We start from the raw sequence: 14,486 nt of genomic DNA on the forward strand, positions 1-14,486 counted from the left end.
TACGCACAAAAAAAGAGAAATAGTATCCCATTTCTCTTCCTCACTTTTATTGTTCTTTTCCTGTATCATTTGAAGGTAGTTTCTTCGCTTGTTTTTCTTTAAATATTTCTCCAATTGCCCCAAGAGTACCAAGTGTTTCAATTGCATTAGACGGAATAAAGACTTTATTTGCTGGTCCTTTTGCAACTTCAGCTAATGATTCGAATGATTTGTAAGCAAGTATGCGCTCATCCAAATTCGCTTCACGAAGCAATTCAATACGGTTTTGTTCTGCTTTTGCGATTTCTTCAATTGCTCGCGCTTCCCCTTGTGCCTCTAATTCTTTTGCTTCTCTTATACCTTCAGCTTCGCGAATACGCGCTTCTTTATCCCCTTCAGCCATCAAGATTTTACTTTGCTTTTCCCCTTCAGCACGAAGAACTTTATCTTGTTTTGCTGCTTCAGCTTCTAAAATAATTGCACGTTTATTTCGCTCAGCCTTCATTTGTTTTTCCATTGATGCTTGCACATCTTTTGGCGGGTTAATATCAACAACTTCGACACGTTCAATACGTACGCCCCATTTTTCTGTTGCTTCATCAAGCGCTAAGCGGATTTCTGTTGAAATTTTTTCACGACCAGATAACGTTTCATCCAGTTCCATTTTACCGATAATTTGACGCATCGTTGCTGAAGTAATATTACGAACACCATATTCATAGTTTGAAATACCATATGTCGCAAGTTCTGGTTCAACAATTTGATAGAAAATAATTGTATCTATTTCTACTTGAACATTATCTTTCGTAATTACTTTTTGCGGTGGTACATTCGTTTGTTGAATACGTAAGTCGTGATATACACGAACACGATCTACAATTGGGATTAAAATATTTAATCCTGGGTGCATGATACGTTGAAACTTACCAAATCTTTCAACAACCCCAACTTTTTGCTGAGGAATAATTTTAATTGTTAATGCGATAAATGTAACTACAATTAGTGCGAATATAATCGTTAACGTTAATGCTACCATATTTATTCACTCTCCTTTTTTACTTGTAATATAGTACTATGCCTCTTTATAACAACGACTTTTTCTCCAGCATCAATTGAAGAATCTGCAATAGCTGTCCAAGTATCTCCATCCACCTTCACAATACCATTCGCTTCATTTGTAATCGCTTGCATAACAATCCCTTTTTTACCAACAAGCATATCTACTGTATCAGTAAAACCTTTTGCCTCTCGAAAGTTTTTGGAAATTCTTTTCGTAAAGAATGTCAAAGTTAAACTTACAATTGCGCCAACAGTAACTTGTAACAGTAGTGCATCAGGAGCAAACAAAGCAATAAGACCTCCGACAACAGCTCCAATTCCAAGCCAAAGCATGTAAAATGTAATCGACAACATTTCTGCAATAAATAAAATACCAGCTATTATAAACCAAATTACCCAAGCAGCCATATGCAACCCTCACTTTCTTTCTCATTTTCTATATGTATATGAAGAAAAGAATGGTTTATCCGCCCTTTCTTACACTTGGGCGTTTGCTACAAGCTATTGTACATACTCACTGTTACAATGATTATTAATATAATACTATATCAATATATTCTTCATTATACATGAAAATTCCTTTCAAAAAGTGACAAAAAATTAAATTCTTTAAAAATTTCATTTTTTAAATTACAATTATTCTAATTACTAAATACTATTTTTATAGAGGTGTTATTCTTATTGAGAAACCTGTCACTAACCTACTACTTAGGTTCCAAAACATGCATTACTCTCGCTGACATCGTATATGTAATGATTATTACAACTCATATTTATATAGCAACTAAATCAGCTACTATTACTGCTCTTTTTCCATTATTACAAGTTATCACAAATCTAATTGCTAACATCTCTGCACCACTAATAATAAATCGTTTTCCATCTTATACGTTGTTATATACGCTACAATGGCTAAAAACAGTCTTTTTACTATTATTAATGATTTTGTTTCCAGTCTTATCCACAAACATTATAGCTCTATTAACTTTTATTTTTTTCATTTCATTATGTAGTGGATGGAGCGCTCCATTACTATACAGCATTCTTCCGCGCCTTACACCGAAAGAAAAATTAGTAAAAGTAAATAGTATCTTTTCCTTTTCAACACAAATTGCGCAAGCCGCCGCTTATTCATTTACGAGTGTTATCGTTCTTCTCATTGGCGCTACATCTACACTCATGATTAATAACATGTTAATGATTTTTGGATGTATTGCATTACACTTTTCATTACGTACCATACATACTGAACGAATAGCAGATCCTCCCTCTTCAAAAAGTACTGCTTTATCGGAAGGTTGGAAACTCTTATTTCAAAATCCTTCTCTCCGTACCGTTACATATATGGACTTAATTGAAACTTTCGCCGGGACAATATGGATTGGTGCGATTACGATGGCATATGTTACGACTATTCTTCATAAAGGCGAAGAATGGTGGGGATATATTAATACAAGTTATTATGTTGGCACGTTAATCGGTGGTCTATTAGCATGGAAAATGAGTTCCTATATTCAAAACAATTTAATACGATCTATGTCGATTGGCTCTCTTATATTTAGCATTCTTACATTTTTATATGGTATGACGAGCAGCGGATTTATTGCGCTTTTTCTATGTGTTCTAATGGGACCATGTTATCAAATTAGAGATATTTCTCAAACGACTTTTTTACAATCAAGTGTCACCCCTTCTTTATTATCAAAAATGTATACAGCACATGGCGCCCTTCTTTCAACAGCTTCTGGTCTTTCTATGCTTAGCGTTGGCATTATTACTGATATGTTCGGTGTTCGTACAATTTATATCATCGCATCTATTCTTATTTTATGTTCCGCTTGTTTATCTTTTAGTTTATTAAAATATCATAAAACAGAGCAGAACGATATTTCACTTTAATCACTAAAACAAAAAGGACAGGCATTCCCTGTCCTTTTTGTTTATTCTATTCATGACAAGTTTGGGATTTTTCTATGTTTTGTCGCCTGTTCAAAAGCGTAAGCTAGCTTAATTAACATCCCTTCACTAAAGGCAGTACTTGCAATCGTAATTCCAAAAGGTCTCCCGCTTTCCATATATCCTGCAGGTATTGCTATAGACGGATAACCCGCTTTCGCACATATAGTAGAAGCTATATAGGAAGGAAACAGTATCGCATCAAGATTATATTTTTCCAATGCAAAATCAATGCCTTGTTCTTGTGAAAAATATATATCTTCTAATCTTGCATTTAAATATTCTGGATTTCGTAACGTATTAGGAAAATCTTTTCTTCCCTCTAACTTAGTTTGTCCATATTTTAAAGCTCTTTCTGCTATGTTTTTATTAAACTCCATTAACTCCGAAATAGAATGTACCGGAATAGTAGAAGGTAATTTAGAAAGATAGTTATCTAAACTATGCTTCAGTTCATAAAGCGGCACTCCCCAACTCCATTCTCTATGAAAAGAAGGAATATTAATATTTTCTACTACTGTCGCTCCTTCATTACGTAATACTTGGATCGTTTCCTTAAACAAGATTTCATCATACTCACCATTTTCGTAATAATCTTTTGGTGCATCGTTAAACACACCAATCTTCGCTCCATTTAAGCCATTAACATTAAGATATTTTGTATAATCCTGCTCTGCCCTACCTTCACTTCTATGAGTAGCAACATCTTTCTCATCTACTCCAATTAAACTCCCTAGCAAAATAGCAGCATCTGTTACCGTTCTAGCAAATGGTCCAGCTGTATCTTGCGAATAAGTAAATGGAATAATTCCTCTACGACTAATTAAACCGACAGTCGGTTTAATACCTACTACAGAATTTTGAACAGCGGGGCTCAAAATAGAAGCATCGGTTTCTGTCCCAATAGATACTACTGTAAAGTTAGCGGCAACTGCTATCGCAGATCCTGTACTAGATCCGCCAACAAACATATGGTCCTTGCCCGTTCCGTATGGATTGATTGTTTGACCACCTCTTGCACTATATCCAGCCCACATTTCAAAAGACATTGCATTTGCTAATTCTGTCATATTTGTTTTTCCTATTATTACTGCTCCGGCTTCTCGTAATTTTGTAACGAGAAATGCATCTTCACTGCTTATATTTTGTTCTAGAGCAATCGTACCTGCACTTGTATGCATGGAGTCATTCGTTTCAATATTGTCTTTAAGCAAAACAGGTATACCATGTAATGGACCCCTTATACCTTTTGTCTTTCTTTCATAATCTAACGCTTCTGCAATAAAAATAGCATCTGGATTGATTTCTAAAATAGAATTAATTTCCGGTCCGTCTTGGTCATACTTTGCGATTCTATGAAGATAATACATCACTAATTCCTTTGAAGTTAACTGCCCAGATTCCATTTCGGTTTGTATATCATGAATTGTTAATTCTTTTTTTAATACTGGATTAAACTGAATCTCCATTTATATTCTCCCTTATAGCAACTTTTTTGCGTATAACTCTTACTTTTTCATCTTTTCACCCCAACTATTCCAAACTAATATTCCTTTAAAGAAATTCAATTTATCTATTCAAAAAGCCTTTAATTTCCCGAAAAATAAAAAGAGTCTGAAACGAATGAACTTTCGCTTCAGACTCTTTTATTACTTTACATATATCTCATCCAATAAGTGTAAAAACTCTCCTTGTTTCCCTGCTAATTCAGGGCATTTTGCAATATTAACCCATTCGTAGCTAAACGCTAAACCTTGATCTTTCTCACCAGCACTTACTATATGTTCCCATGTATCTTTTACATCAGTTAGTAAAGTTACATGAAAAAAGTGACGTTTTTCATATTCCTGTTTTTCCTTCACATGTATAATGTAATCTGCTAAAAAACGCTCTATACATAAATGACGTAATCCGGATTCTTCCTGTACTTCACGCAATATAGCCGCTTCTAACGTTTCACCTTCATCAACCGTTCCCCCTGGCACTTGAATACCAGCTTCATGTATATCACGATGTTTAAAAACCAGTAATTGCATAACCCCCTCTTTTTCTCTTGTAATATATGCATGTACTTTTTTCTTATATAACATCGTCATTATACGTCTCTCCCCTCAATCATTTACTCTGTTACTTCTTCAAGCGTCAGTTGATTATCATACAAATATGTAGCTTGTGGATTTCCCACATACCTTACGTGCCATGGTTCATACCGATAGCCCGTAATCGTTTCTTTCGCTTTTGTGTATCGAATCACAAAACCAAATTTATGGGCATTTTCAGAAAGCCACTGACCTTCTTTCGTTTCCCCAAAAACCGTCTCTAACTGAAATTTAGCAGATTGAGACGTAATATCCATAGCTAATCCAGTTTGATGCTCACTTGTGCCAGGAACCGCGCTAGACATTGCTGTTTTTGCTTCCCCATCTTGTTTTTTATACATCGTATTTAATGCTTTTTGTCGATCAAAGGATCTAAATCCAGAAACTGCAAAAAGGAAAATACGCTCGTTGTTAGCTTGCTGGAACATTTCCTCAAGCGCCCTCGCTGCCTCTTTTCTCATCTTTTTCTTTTCTTGATCACCTTCACTAGAGTAGCGCACTTTCGGAATAACTAAATCTGGCGGTCTATAACCATCTGGTAAACGCCTACTTTTATTCACAAGTACAAGCATTGAATTCGGATTATTAATTACCGCAATATCCCCATCCATATTAGCAATCGTTTCTTTCGCTTTTGGAAATATACTATTTACACTTACTTCCCGCGCCTGCTTATCCTTATACATTTTATAATTGATTCCTGCTACTCCAACAATAATTATTGCAGCTACGATACCGAGTAGTGCCCATCTTTTTTTCATATAACGACCTCTTATTTTAATAATTTGGCCATTTCATACTCATCGATGTCCTTTCCATCGATAATAAGAGCAGCTTTTTTGACACCTTCTTTCTCAAATCCAGCTTTTTTATATAGTGCCTGAGCTCTTGTATTGTGGGCCATTACTGTTAATTCTAAACGCCATACATCATGTAATTTTGCCCACTTCTCAACCTCTTTAAACAATCTCGTCCCAATACCTCGCCCGTTATACTCTTGCAAAATACCAATTACAATGCTTGCCACATGCCTCTTTCTTTGAATGTTATTTCCATTCACTAATATAAAACCTATTATTCTCTCATCTTCAACTGCTACAAATATTGTTGCATATTCATTTTCTATAAATCGCTGGATCATTTTTTCTTGTTGCTCAGCTGTAGTTTTCCTTTCTCCTGGTTCATATAACATAAACTTCGTTTCTTCATCTAATTGCTTACTTAATTGCAAAAATGATGCTGCATCTTCTACTTTGATCTCCCTAATCACCTAAATCACCCTATCAATTTCATAATATAAAAATTTTCCTTGTAAAAAGATTTTCTCTGCCATTTCAAAAATCCCTTTCTAATTCTCCTATTATAATTAGACAAATTTCGATATCGCTATAATAATTATTAATCATGTCCATTTTGTGACATCTTGCTATCCACATTTCAAACCAACACAAAAAACGTAAGCATTACACTTACGCTTTTCCAAGATTGAAGTGAGCTAATAATTATCGATAGATACCCTGGCTAATTCAAGTTTCACTTTATCCATTCACTTTTTCTGCCTGCCAAAAATATTCACCAAATGCTTTAGCAAGTGCATCAATTGATCGATTCAATTCTTCCTCCGTATTATCTACACCGCCAACTTCTATTAATATCGCTTGTCCTGATAAATCTTGATTATAGATTCCATTTCCTGTTTGGAAACCTTTTTGAATGACCCCACGACTCACTCCTGGATATTTCTTATTAATCGCCTCATGTAAAGCTGTCGCTAATTGTAAGTTTTTTTCATAATTTTTATTTCCTTTCCCTACTACAAATGCAAGCTTCGCATATGATTTATCTCCAATTGTTTTTGTCGTTACATTCTTTCGAGCACTATCACGATGCAAATCAAAAAAGTATTGAAGATCTTTATTTCCAGCCATAGCTTGCTGCACAATTTCTCGTGACATTTTATACGAACTATTACTGTTTAAACCCTTACTTATTAACTTTTGACCAACATCACTCTTATCGTTAGTAGCTCCAATCCCTTCACCTTCTAGTTGTTCACGGAAACGATCTCCTAATATAGAAATATTCGATACAGAACTCGTTGCTTTATTCGGATTCGGATCATTCGTTAAGTTAAGTAAAGGTAAATAAGATTCCCAGCTATGTGTATGATAAATAAACGCAACTTGTCTTTTCCCGGTCGTTTGGGACGGCTGTTTCTTCTCTTTATTCGTATCTTGTTTAGGTGCTTGTCCAGTTCCACTAGTCCGTTCTTTCACTACTTCTTCAAGAGGTACACTCGACTCTATCGGTAAGTTAGAATAGTTTGTGCCCTCACCCGCAATAACAATTTCTGTATCGTACTTACCAAACCCGGGTAGCTCTTTCCCGACAAAACTGCGTACATCATTAAAGCGAATATTTGTAGCCATAGAAAAGAGAAAAGAAGAAATTGAAAAATCTTGATTCAAATTTCGATACTCCTGTGTAAAATAATGATTCTCTTTTCCAAGTACATACATGTAACCATTCATCGATAACTCATTTAACCAATTATATAAATACGTTGACTTCGTCTCTTTCATAGAGGTTACCATCATACTAATAAGAAAAAAAGTCGCTAGCACTGTAGTAATAACAAATAAAACTAACTTACGCATACTTGTAAACTTCATAAAAAAAAAGCCCCGATTCATACTATCACCTCTCTATTTCAAGTTATGTACAAGCCCTAGAGAATAGACCGTTAAAATTTCGGCTATATTGTTAATGAGGTGAAATGAATTGAAGCTATTAATAGGAATATTACCAATCGCTCTATCATTCATTTTTTATTTGTCCGCTAAGCATCCAAAAATCTCTATTGTACTACATATTTCTGCGTACTTGGCACTGTATGTACTCGGTACAATTATTTCCATTAATATATACGATGTTTTAATACAAGATTTAGTTTTCATGACGAGCATTCATGGGATTTTACTGAATCCATTTTTCCTTATTGCAGGAGCGTATATAGGAACATACACGTTGTACCTACTTATGTCTCACATTATTATAAAAATAAAAAATGGAGCGTAATGAAATGCAACCAACATTTATCTGTCATACATGCAAAAAAAGAATTGTGAGAAAGAAAGATCTTATTACCGCCACATGGTACTTCCGCTTTTATTTATTTCACAGTGATTGTTTTAAACGACAGCAAGTGTTCGTCCCACGATTTATCCCAGTGAATACACTTTTCAATTTCTTTCTTATTATGTATGGACTTATTTTTAGCAGCATTCTTATGATTACAGAACCATCTATTATTTGGCTGATTTTCTTATTTCCCATTTTTTATCGGTTTCTTTCTTATTATTATGTGGAACGTTTTTTCTCTACATAACGTGCAGACTGACCTCTCGGAATACTTAAACATTCCCACTCATTTTCTTTTAACATCTTCCCAATGTAAATAATCTGACCAATATGCAATGCATAATGGGAAATTTGCCTTTCAATTGCTTGCATGACAGTATGTGCTTCACCGCGAATGTATACCGTCTTCAATAAGTGTTCCGGTGTTAAAGTATTCATCGTATTAAAAACATATTTCCATCCTTCTTGCCAAGCTATAAGGGCTTCTTCTTTTGAATGATAGCATCCCTCAAATTCACCATCTCGATTACGATCTGTTTTTTCACCATCAGACGTTAAAAAATCCGTCCATCTAGAACGCATATTACCGTGCAGATGCTTAATAATAATCGCTATACTATTTGTTTCTTCATGAGAAGACCATTGTATTTGTTCATATGATAATTGAGAAAGTGCCCGTTCCCCTTGCTTCTTTGTTGCTTTAAAGTTCGAAATCGCACATTGCAAATATTCTCGTCCGATATCCATATTAGCCCCTACCTTCACCCTAGCTAATTTTTGTTCCATTTGGCAATTCCATATTAGGCTGAAGTAACACGACATCATCAGCTTCAGGAACACCACCAAGCACAAGCACTTCTGATTTGAATCCAGCTACACGCTTAGGTGGAAAGTTTACAACCCCAACGATTTGTTGACCGACTAAATCTTCTGGACTGTACCTTTTCGTAATTTGGGCACTTGACTGCTTTATCCCGATTTCTCCAAAATCTATTGCTAGTTTAATCGCTGGTACTCTCGCTTCTTTAAATTCCTCTGCATGTATTACAGTTCCAATTCTCAAATCCAAATTTAAAAAATCTTCAAAATTAGCCATTTATCATTCCCCCCAATTATTACTTAGACAAAATTCAAAAATCCCCTTCAAAAAAAGAAAGGTGCCTAAGCACCTTTCTTTTGTAATTCACTTGATTCATTTGATTTATAGAAGAAGAAACCGAGAATCCCGCCAATACATGATGGAATTAACCATCCGATTCCTTCGTTATATAACGGTAACATTTGTAGTACATTAGAAATCGCGTCAATTTTAATTTTCGCACTTTCTAAACCGTTAAAGAAACTAATTAACAATGCACCTAAAATAGCTCCAATATAAATTGTATTACGCTTCCCAATCCACTTATGGAAATACGAAAGTACGATTAATACAATTGCAACTGGATAAATGATCATTAACACAGGTAATGTTACTGCGATTAATTGTGTTAAACCTAGGTTAGATACAATTAAACTAAATACACATACCATTGTTACAATCGTTTTATGCGAAAGTTTTGGGAATAAGTTTGTAAAGAAACCCGCACACGCCGATGTTAACCCAACAGAAGTTGTTAAACAAGCGAGTATAATAACAAGTCCTAATAAAACTTTACCACTCGTCCCATATAGCTCATTTACAACATTCGTTAAAATAAGACCACCGTTTTCTGAGACACCAAGTGATGTACTTGTTGAACCAAGATAAGCAAGTGATAAATAGATTAACGTTAAACCAAGTACAGCAATAATACCTGATACGACTGTTATTTTTGCAATTTGGCTACTCTCTTTTATCCCTTTAGAGCGAATAACTTGTACAACGACAATTCCAAATACGAGAGCACTAATTGCATCCATCGTTAAATACCCTTGAATAAATCCACCAAAGAAAGCATTCTCTTGGTAAGCAGCTAACGGCGCAGCCGGCTCTCCAATTGGATCAATAATTGCCTTTCCGACAATAACAGCAACAATTAATACTAATAATGGAGTAAGAAACTTCCCAAACCAATCCACTAATTTAGATGGATTTAATGATAAATACCACGTTATTCCGAAGAAAACTATCGTGAAAAGAAATAGCATGTACCACTCTGAAACCATTGCCTCTGATAAAAACGGCTTCATACCCATTTCAAACGAAACAGCTCCAGTACGAGGAATCGCGAAAAATGGTCCAATTGCTAAATAACTAATCAATGGGAAAATAAACGCAAATATAGGGTGGACTCTAGAAGATAGCGCTTTCAAGTCCCCCTCTACAAACGCGACAGCTGTTACAGCTAGTAGGGGTAATCCGACTCCCGTTACAAGGAATCCTATTGTAGCAATCCAAACATTCTCTCCTGCTTGTTGACCTAAAACTGGCGGGAAAATTAAATTTCCTGCTCCTAAAAATAATGCAAATAGCATCAAACCAATTGCTACCGTATCACCTGGCCTTAAACGTCCCTTCATGCTCTTCATTTGCATAGCATTTTTTCATTGTTTATCTCTATATTTTACAATATGCTATGCATCCTCCTCTCTGCTCAAGATGATAAAATATGCCCCTTACAAAGCAGTGTCTTTCTCCATAATTTCTCCATTCCCCTTATTTTTACTCTAATCATTAATACAATTGTTATTTTTGAATTTTGAGTTTTTTGAATTTTTAAATCATTAGAGTGTTATTACGTGGAGTATAGTTGTCAGACCTCTTTGTTTTTATCACACATATAGTAACATATTTAGTTGCAAAATAAAAACATATTTTCAAATTGATTTTTTTGAAAATCGAAATTATCTACATTTTTTATTCTCTTACACAAATATTGTTATAATCTCACCTATTATCTTGTCGTTATTTTAAAATAACTTTACACACGTAACATAACAAAAGCCATCCAAGATAATTAGATGGCTTTTGTATGTTACTCTATCGTTTCAACTTCACGTGGATTTTTCATCTCTTCCACATATACAACTCTAAATCCGTGATCTTCTAAATCTTTCAATAATGTCTCTAATTCACCGTCGTTAAACTCTTCTCCTAATGTAAACATAATTCTACGAACTAATAAGGCATCATTATCAAAAGTCATCAAACTTTGAATACCAGTGTATTTCTTTAAAACTGTCGATAACTTTTGGATTGCTCCATTATAGTCTTGCGTTCCAATCATGACAGAGTATTTACTAGAGTGAACGCCCCATGCATCCTCTAATAACTCAAAAACTTTTTTATGCGTTAAAATTCCAAGGAAAACCCCTTTTTCGTCAACTACTGATAAATAAGGCAATTTTTTTATTGTAAAAAATACTTTAAAGAAAGAAGAATCTTCTCTCACAAATCCCTCTTTATCGTTTAATAATTGCATTACACTCTCGTCAAGTGATCCTTTATATTCTAAAATATCTACTTTATATATATTCCCTAAAAATTTCTCTTTTTTTTCATCTAAAACTGGTACACAACGATACCCCGTTTTATTTAAATGCTCTAACGCTTCCCCTATCGTAATCGAACTTGAGCACAGTAAAACTTCCCTTTTTGGCACGTAATTCCCTTTAATCCTCATAAAAAGCCTCCTTATGTTAAAATACTTTCTGTGCCATAACTATATTATATTTTCAGAAAAAAATAAATAATTTATTTTATTTTTCTGAAAATTATTCATTTTCTTGTCATAATTTATTCATGAATCCTTCACTTGCACTTTCTTCCGCATCCAAAACCCTCCCTCTGAATTCTGAATCACTTCAATGTATCATTGTACGGACCTAATTGTTTTTTAGAAAAGTAATAATTTGTCTCCTTACTTTTCATTAACATATTTCCTTTTATAATTAAAAAATAGGTAGCTATTAGAAAGTAGATCACCCCAAATAACCAATCCAAATTTGTAGCCAGATTGTGTAAAAGAATATACCTCATATATACATAACCAATTGGAACATGTAGTAATACAACCGCACCTAATCCCGGATTATATATTGTTTTAGCTTTTATATTCGCAAAAATACCATGCCATATGAATTGAAAAAATCCCATTAAAATAGGTGCCAACCCAAGCCATATTATATTTTGAAAAAAAACCGGGAGTAAATAAAAAACATACGCAATCAAAATATTTATTACCATAGCAGATTGCGTATTTAATGGATAGCGGTCTGGTATATCACTTTTAAATATAACTACATTAAACAGACCAGCAAAATAACCTGGCCAACGATACTCTTCAAATTGATGCACTAAAATGGCCACAAAACTTAACCCTAACAGTACTTTTATTTCACTCATTTCTCCCAAATTCGCGACTAAAGAAACAACGACAATAATAGCGACAACTAACCCTATATCACACCAATGCTTTCTAAAGAAACTAGCCACCTCTATCACCCACTATCTCAATTTTTATAAAAATAGCGTTCAAATAGGAAATCAATCTGTTTTTCTACAGATGGTACTTTTATATCTGCCCCTGATTCGAGAATTGGCATCATTAATGTGGGAAGAAAAATGGATCCAAATATTTGCACCGTCATCATCATTAAAATTTCCCGATCCGTTTCATTTGTTATCTCGCTCAAAATATTCTTCACTTTACTGAAACCTAGCCTCTTCAAAAAATCCCCATATTCGTATTGAGATGTAAATACCGTAGTTCCCATTGCAATAATCTTCCTAACTAACTCCGGATATTGCCGAATTACTAGTACATAATCCAATAAAAATATTTTTAATCTTTCTTTTGCTGGCACTGTAATATTATCTAAAATAGAATAAGTGCCTTGAAAGCTAATTAATAAAACTCTAATCGTCTCACTAATTAACTTTTCTTTTGAACCAAAATGGTAATTTACTAGCGCTATATTTACATCTGACAATGCTGCAATTTTTCTTATCGTTACCTTTTCAAAACCTTCTTTTTTAATTAATTCCAATGTTGTATTTAAAATCTTTTCTTTCGTTGATACGTTTTCATTCCCCCCCAATTCATCTCCCCCTCTAGAATGTATCAGTTAAACAACGATTTAAACATCGTTTAATTTTATGGTATCACTTTCCAATTTTAAAAATCTATTTAATCCTTTCGACATTTCCCTACATTCTCTTCATTCCACACAAAAAGCGTGAAAATGCAAAACTGTTCACGCTTTTTGTATTTGTACTGTTACATACCAGTTTCTGCTTTATATTCCACACATAAAATAGATTTCTAAATACAATTTAAAATTATCCATATGCCCATACATGAAGAAAAATATATTGTAACTTGCTCCAAAAACGGCTAAAATAAGAATAAGAATAAGAATTTTCTGAATATTCAAAGAGTAGGTGGTTTATATGTCCTTATTACGCTCACATATATGTAAATTTATAATTGGTGTTATTGTTATTTTTGCCATAAGTCCTATTCCAGCTCTTTTTATTACACACAATTACTCTTATCAAAATGGATTTATTAGCATTTTTCAAAACTTCGCACAGCTTTCTTCTATATCAATTCCAAAGGTTGATTGGATGCATGAATCTATCTTTTTCTCAGCAAATCAAATGATACATACTTCTAATCATTCAACACCATTATTCCCTTACATATGGGAAATATATTTTATATCGATTGTTCGTTTTACTTTTACCCTTGCGATCGGATTTTTCATAAGTTTGGGTATCGGCCATTTATTTTTCAAAGTACCTAACTCGTTTAAAAAGTTTACTACTGTATTGAATTGGATACCTTACTCTTTTTGCACTGTAGTATTACAATGTTCAGTCTTATTACTACTTCTATACGTCGCACAATTTATAAACCTTCCTTACTACTCATCTTTTATCATCGTATGTAGTACTTCCATGATTATCGTTATGCAAGCAGTAAAAAAATGGATTCCTTTCTTGAAAAACACAAATGAATATGAAATAAAACATGATTCTTTTCTTGTGGATACATTGTTTTTGGCGCTTACTTCGAACCATAAATCAATTTTAGGTTCCATCATTCTTTCATTCGTTTTTATGGAATGCGTTTTTCATGCAAGTGGACTGTTACAATTTATCGTTCAATTTGGCGGAAATTCACCCATAATTGTTACAATCGGCTTATTACTACTCTATATCCCATATAGCATACTTTCTTTCCTTCAAACACTATGGACCACAAACTACTCCAAGCAACAGTCATACACTTTAACGAGAAGTGTTCCAAAACCTTAATTGAAATAACC

Annotated in this window: 17 protein-coding genes; 4 read left to right on the forward strand and 13 right to left on the reverse strand. The window is 34.0% G+C overall.

All coding sequences use genetic code 11. The features are described from left to right. Positions 1 to 46: 46 nt before the first annotated feature. On the reverse strand, positions 47 to 1,015 hold the full coding sequence (locus IBT51_RS00395) for an SPFH domain-containing protein (RefSeq protein ID WP_000226254.1): 969 nt from the start codon (positions 1,013 to 1,015) through the stop codon (positions 47 to 49). A gap of 2 nt (positions 1,016 to 1,017) precedes the next feature. Further along, positions 1,018 to 1,446 carry an NfeD family protein gene (locus IBT51_RS00400; protein WP_000741974.1) on the reverse strand — a complete coding sequence of 143 codons (429 nt, stop codon included), beginning with the start codon at positions 1,444 to 1,446 and terminating at the stop codon, positions 1,018 to 1,020. A 273-nt stretch (positions 1,447 to 1,719) separates the two neighbouring features. On the opposite strand from IBT51_RS00400, the gene IBT51_RS00405 reads away from it, so the two are divergent. Next, on the forward strand, positions 1,720 to 2,937 hold the full coding sequence (locus IBT51_RS00405; protein WP_200457908.1) for an MFS transporter: 1,218 nt from the start codon (positions 1,720 to 1,722) through the stop codon (positions 2,935 to 2,937). A 50-nt stretch (positions 2,938 to 2,987) separates the two neighbouring features. Here IBT51_RS00405 and IBT51_RS00410 read toward each other — a convergent pair whose 3' ends face one another. The 5 genes from IBT51_RS00410 to spoIIP form a co-directional block, all read right to left on the reverse strand. Then, on the reverse strand, positions 2,988 to 4,463 hold the full coding sequence (locus tag IBT51_RS00410) for an amidase family protein (protein ID WP_088023984.1): 1,476 nt from the start codon (positions 4,461 to 4,463) through the stop codon (positions 2,988 to 2,990). A gap of 180 nt (positions 4,464 to 4,643) precedes the next feature. After that, entirely contained in the window at positions 4,644 to 5,090 is a 447-nt protein-coding gene (locus IBT51_RS00415; protein WP_016512975.1) for an NUDIX hydrolase, read from the reverse strand. 23 nt (positions 5,091 to 5,113) lie between these two features. Next, entirely contained in the window at positions 5,114 to 5,854 is a 741-nt protein-coding gene (locus tag IBT51_RS00420) for a M15 family metallopeptidase (RefSeq protein ID WP_000747650.1), read from the reverse strand. Positions 5,855 to 5,865: 11 nt separating this feature from the next. Beyond that, the gene (locus IBT51_RS00425) at positions 5,866 to 6,363 is read right to left on the reverse strand and encodes a GNAT family N-acetyltransferase (protein ID WP_002093964.1); all 498 of its coding nucleotides are present in this window, start codon (positions 6,361 to 6,363) and stop codon (positions 5,866 to 5,868) included. Between the two features lie 268 nt (positions 6,364 to 6,631). Beyond that, positions 6,632 to 7,786 (reverse strand): stage II sporulation protein P, encoded by a 1,155-nt coding sequence (gene spoIIP / locus IBT51_RS00430; protein ID WP_001079283.1) that lies wholly within the window; start codon positions 7,784 to 7,786, stop codon positions 6,632 to 6,634. Positions 7,787 to 7,874: 88 nt separating this feature from the next. On the opposite strand from spoIIP, the gene IBT51_RS00435 reads away from it, so the two are divergent. Both IBT51_RS00435 and IBT51_RS00440 read left to right on the forward strand, forming a co-directional pair. Next, positions 7,875 to 8,171: a hypothetical protein gene (locus IBT51_RS00435; protein ID WP_000770728.1), complete on the forward strand. Its 297-nt coding sequence runs from the start codon at positions 7,875 to 7,877 to the stop codon at positions 8,169 to 8,171. Between the two features lie 4 nt (positions 8,172 to 8,175). Beyond that, positions 8,176 to 8,481 carry a permease gene (locus IBT51_RS00440; protein WP_200457909.1) on the forward strand — a complete coding sequence of 102 codons (306 nt, stop codon included), beginning with the start codon at positions 8,176 to 8,178 and terminating at the stop codon, positions 8,479 to 8,481. On the opposite strand, the gene IBT51_RS00445 is transcribed toward IBT51_RS00440, so the two are convergent. The 6 genes from IBT51_RS00445 to IBT51_RS00470 all read right to left on the reverse strand — a co-directional run bounded on the left by IBT51_RS00445 (position 8,454) and on the right by IBT51_RS00470 (position 13,253). Continuing rightward, on the reverse strand, positions 8,454 to 9,020 hold the full coding sequence (locus tag IBT51_RS00445; protein WP_140155520.1) for a DUF1572 domain-containing protein: 567 nt from the start codon (positions 9,018 to 9,020) through the stop codon (positions 8,454 to 8,456). The two genes, IBT51_RS00440 and IBT51_RS00445, sit on opposite strands and share 28 nt — an antisense overlap. Further along, positions 9,001 to 9,330 carry a chaperone CsaA gene (csaA, locus tag IBT51_RS00450; RefSeq protein ID WP_075719638.1) on the reverse strand — a complete coding sequence of 110 codons (330 nt, stop codon included), beginning with the start codon at positions 9,328 to 9,330 and terminating at the stop codon, positions 9,001 to 9,003. Before csaA ends, IBT51_RS00445 begins: the two co-directional genes overlap by 20 nt. A gap of 65 nt (positions 9,331 to 9,395) precedes the next feature. Next, positions 9,396 to 10,733 carry a branched-chain amino acid transport system II carrier protein BrnQ4 gene (gene brnQ4, locus IBT51_RS00455; RefSeq protein WP_396530541.1) on the reverse strand — a complete coding sequence of 446 codons (1,338 nt, stop codon included), beginning with the start codon at positions 10,731 to 10,733 and terminating at the stop codon, positions 9,396 to 9,398. A gap of 455 nt (positions 10,734 to 11,188) precedes the next feature. Continuing rightward, positions 11,189 to 11,836 (reverse strand): cyclic di-AMP binding protein CbpA, encoded by a 648-nt coding sequence (gene cbpA, locus IBT51_RS00460; RefSeq protein WP_001220528.1) that lies wholly within the window; start codon positions 11,834 to 11,836, stop codon positions 11,189 to 11,191. Positions 11,837 to 12,012: 176 nt separating this feature from the next. Next, a complete protein-coding gene (locus tag IBT51_RS00465) occupies positions 12,013 to 12,657 on the reverse strand; it encodes an HXXEE domain-containing protein (protein WP_003270331.1) in 645 nt (214 codons plus the stop codon). A gap of 8 nt (positions 12,658 to 12,665) precedes the next feature. After that, positions 12,666 to 13,253 carry a TetR/AcrR family transcriptional regulator gene (locus IBT51_RS00470; RefSeq protein WP_053564684.1) on the reverse strand — a complete coding sequence of 196 codons (588 nt, stop codon included), beginning with the start codon at positions 13,251 to 13,253 and terminating at the stop codon, positions 12,666 to 12,668. A gap of 352 nt (positions 13,254 to 13,605) precedes the next feature. On the opposite strand from IBT51_RS00470, the gene IBT51_RS00475 reads away from it, so the two are divergent. After that, entirely contained in the window at positions 13,606 to 14,475 is an 870-nt protein-coding gene (locus IBT51_RS00475) for a hypothetical protein (protein ID WP_000055272.1), read from the forward strand. Positions 14,476 to 14,486: the final 11 nt, after the last annotated feature.

Source organism: Bacillus sp. S71, from assembly GCF_016625265.1.
In the GTDB taxonomy this organism is placed as follows: Bacteria; Bacillota; Bacilli; order Bacillales; family Bacillaceae_G; genus Bacillus_A; species Bacillus_A cereus.

Excerpts from the sequence above, each read along its gene's own strand:
- IBT51_RS00395 (WP_000226254.1), bottom strand. The coding sequence starts at position 1,015 with ATGGTAGCATTAACGTTAACGATTATATTCGCACTAATTGTAGTTACA.
- IBT51_RS00400 (WP_000741974.1), bottom strand. The coding sequence starts at position 1,446 with ATGGCTGCTTGGGTAATTTGGTTTATAATAGCTGGTATTTTATTTATT.
- IBT51_RS00410 (WP_088023984.1), bottom strand. The coding sequence starts at position 4,463 with ATGGAGATTCAGTTTAATCCAGTATTAAAAAAAGAATTAACAATTCAT.
- IBT51_RS00415 (WP_016512975.1), bottom strand. The coding sequence starts at position 5,090 with ATGACGATGTTATATAAGAAAAAAGTACATGCATATATTACAAGAGAA.
- IBT51_RS00420 (WP_000747650.1), bottom strand. The coding sequence starts at position 5,854 with ATGAAAAAAAGATGGGCACTACTCGGTATCGTAGCTGCAATAATTATT.
- spoIIP (WP_001079283.1), bottom strand. The coding sequence starts at position 7,786 with ATGAATCGGGGCTTTTTTTTTATGAAGTTTACAAGTATGCGTAAGTTA.
- IBT51_RS00440 (WP_200457909.1), top strand. The coding sequence starts at position 8,176 with ATGCAACCAACATTTATCTGTCATACATGCAAAAAAAGAATTGTGAGA.
- IBT51_RS00445 (WP_140155520.1), bottom strand. The coding sequence starts at position 9,020 with ATGGAACAAAAATTAGCTAGGGTGAAGGTAGGGGCTAATATGGATATC.
- csaA (WP_075719638.1), bottom strand. The coding sequence starts at position 9,330 with ATGGCTAATTTTGAAGATTTTTTAAATTTGGATTTGAGAATTGGAACT.
- brnQ4 (WP_396530541.1), bottom strand. The coding sequence starts at position 10,733 with ATGAAGGGACGTTTAAGGCCAGGTGATACGGTAGCAATTGGTTTGATG.
- cbpA (WP_001220528.1), bottom strand. The coding sequence starts at position 11,836 with ATGAGGATTAAAGGGAATTACGTGCCAAAAAGGGAAGTTTTACTGTGC.
- IBT51_RS00475 (WP_000055272.1), top strand. The coding sequence starts at position 13,606 with ATGTCCTTATTACGCTCACATATATGTAAATTTATAATTGGTGTTATT.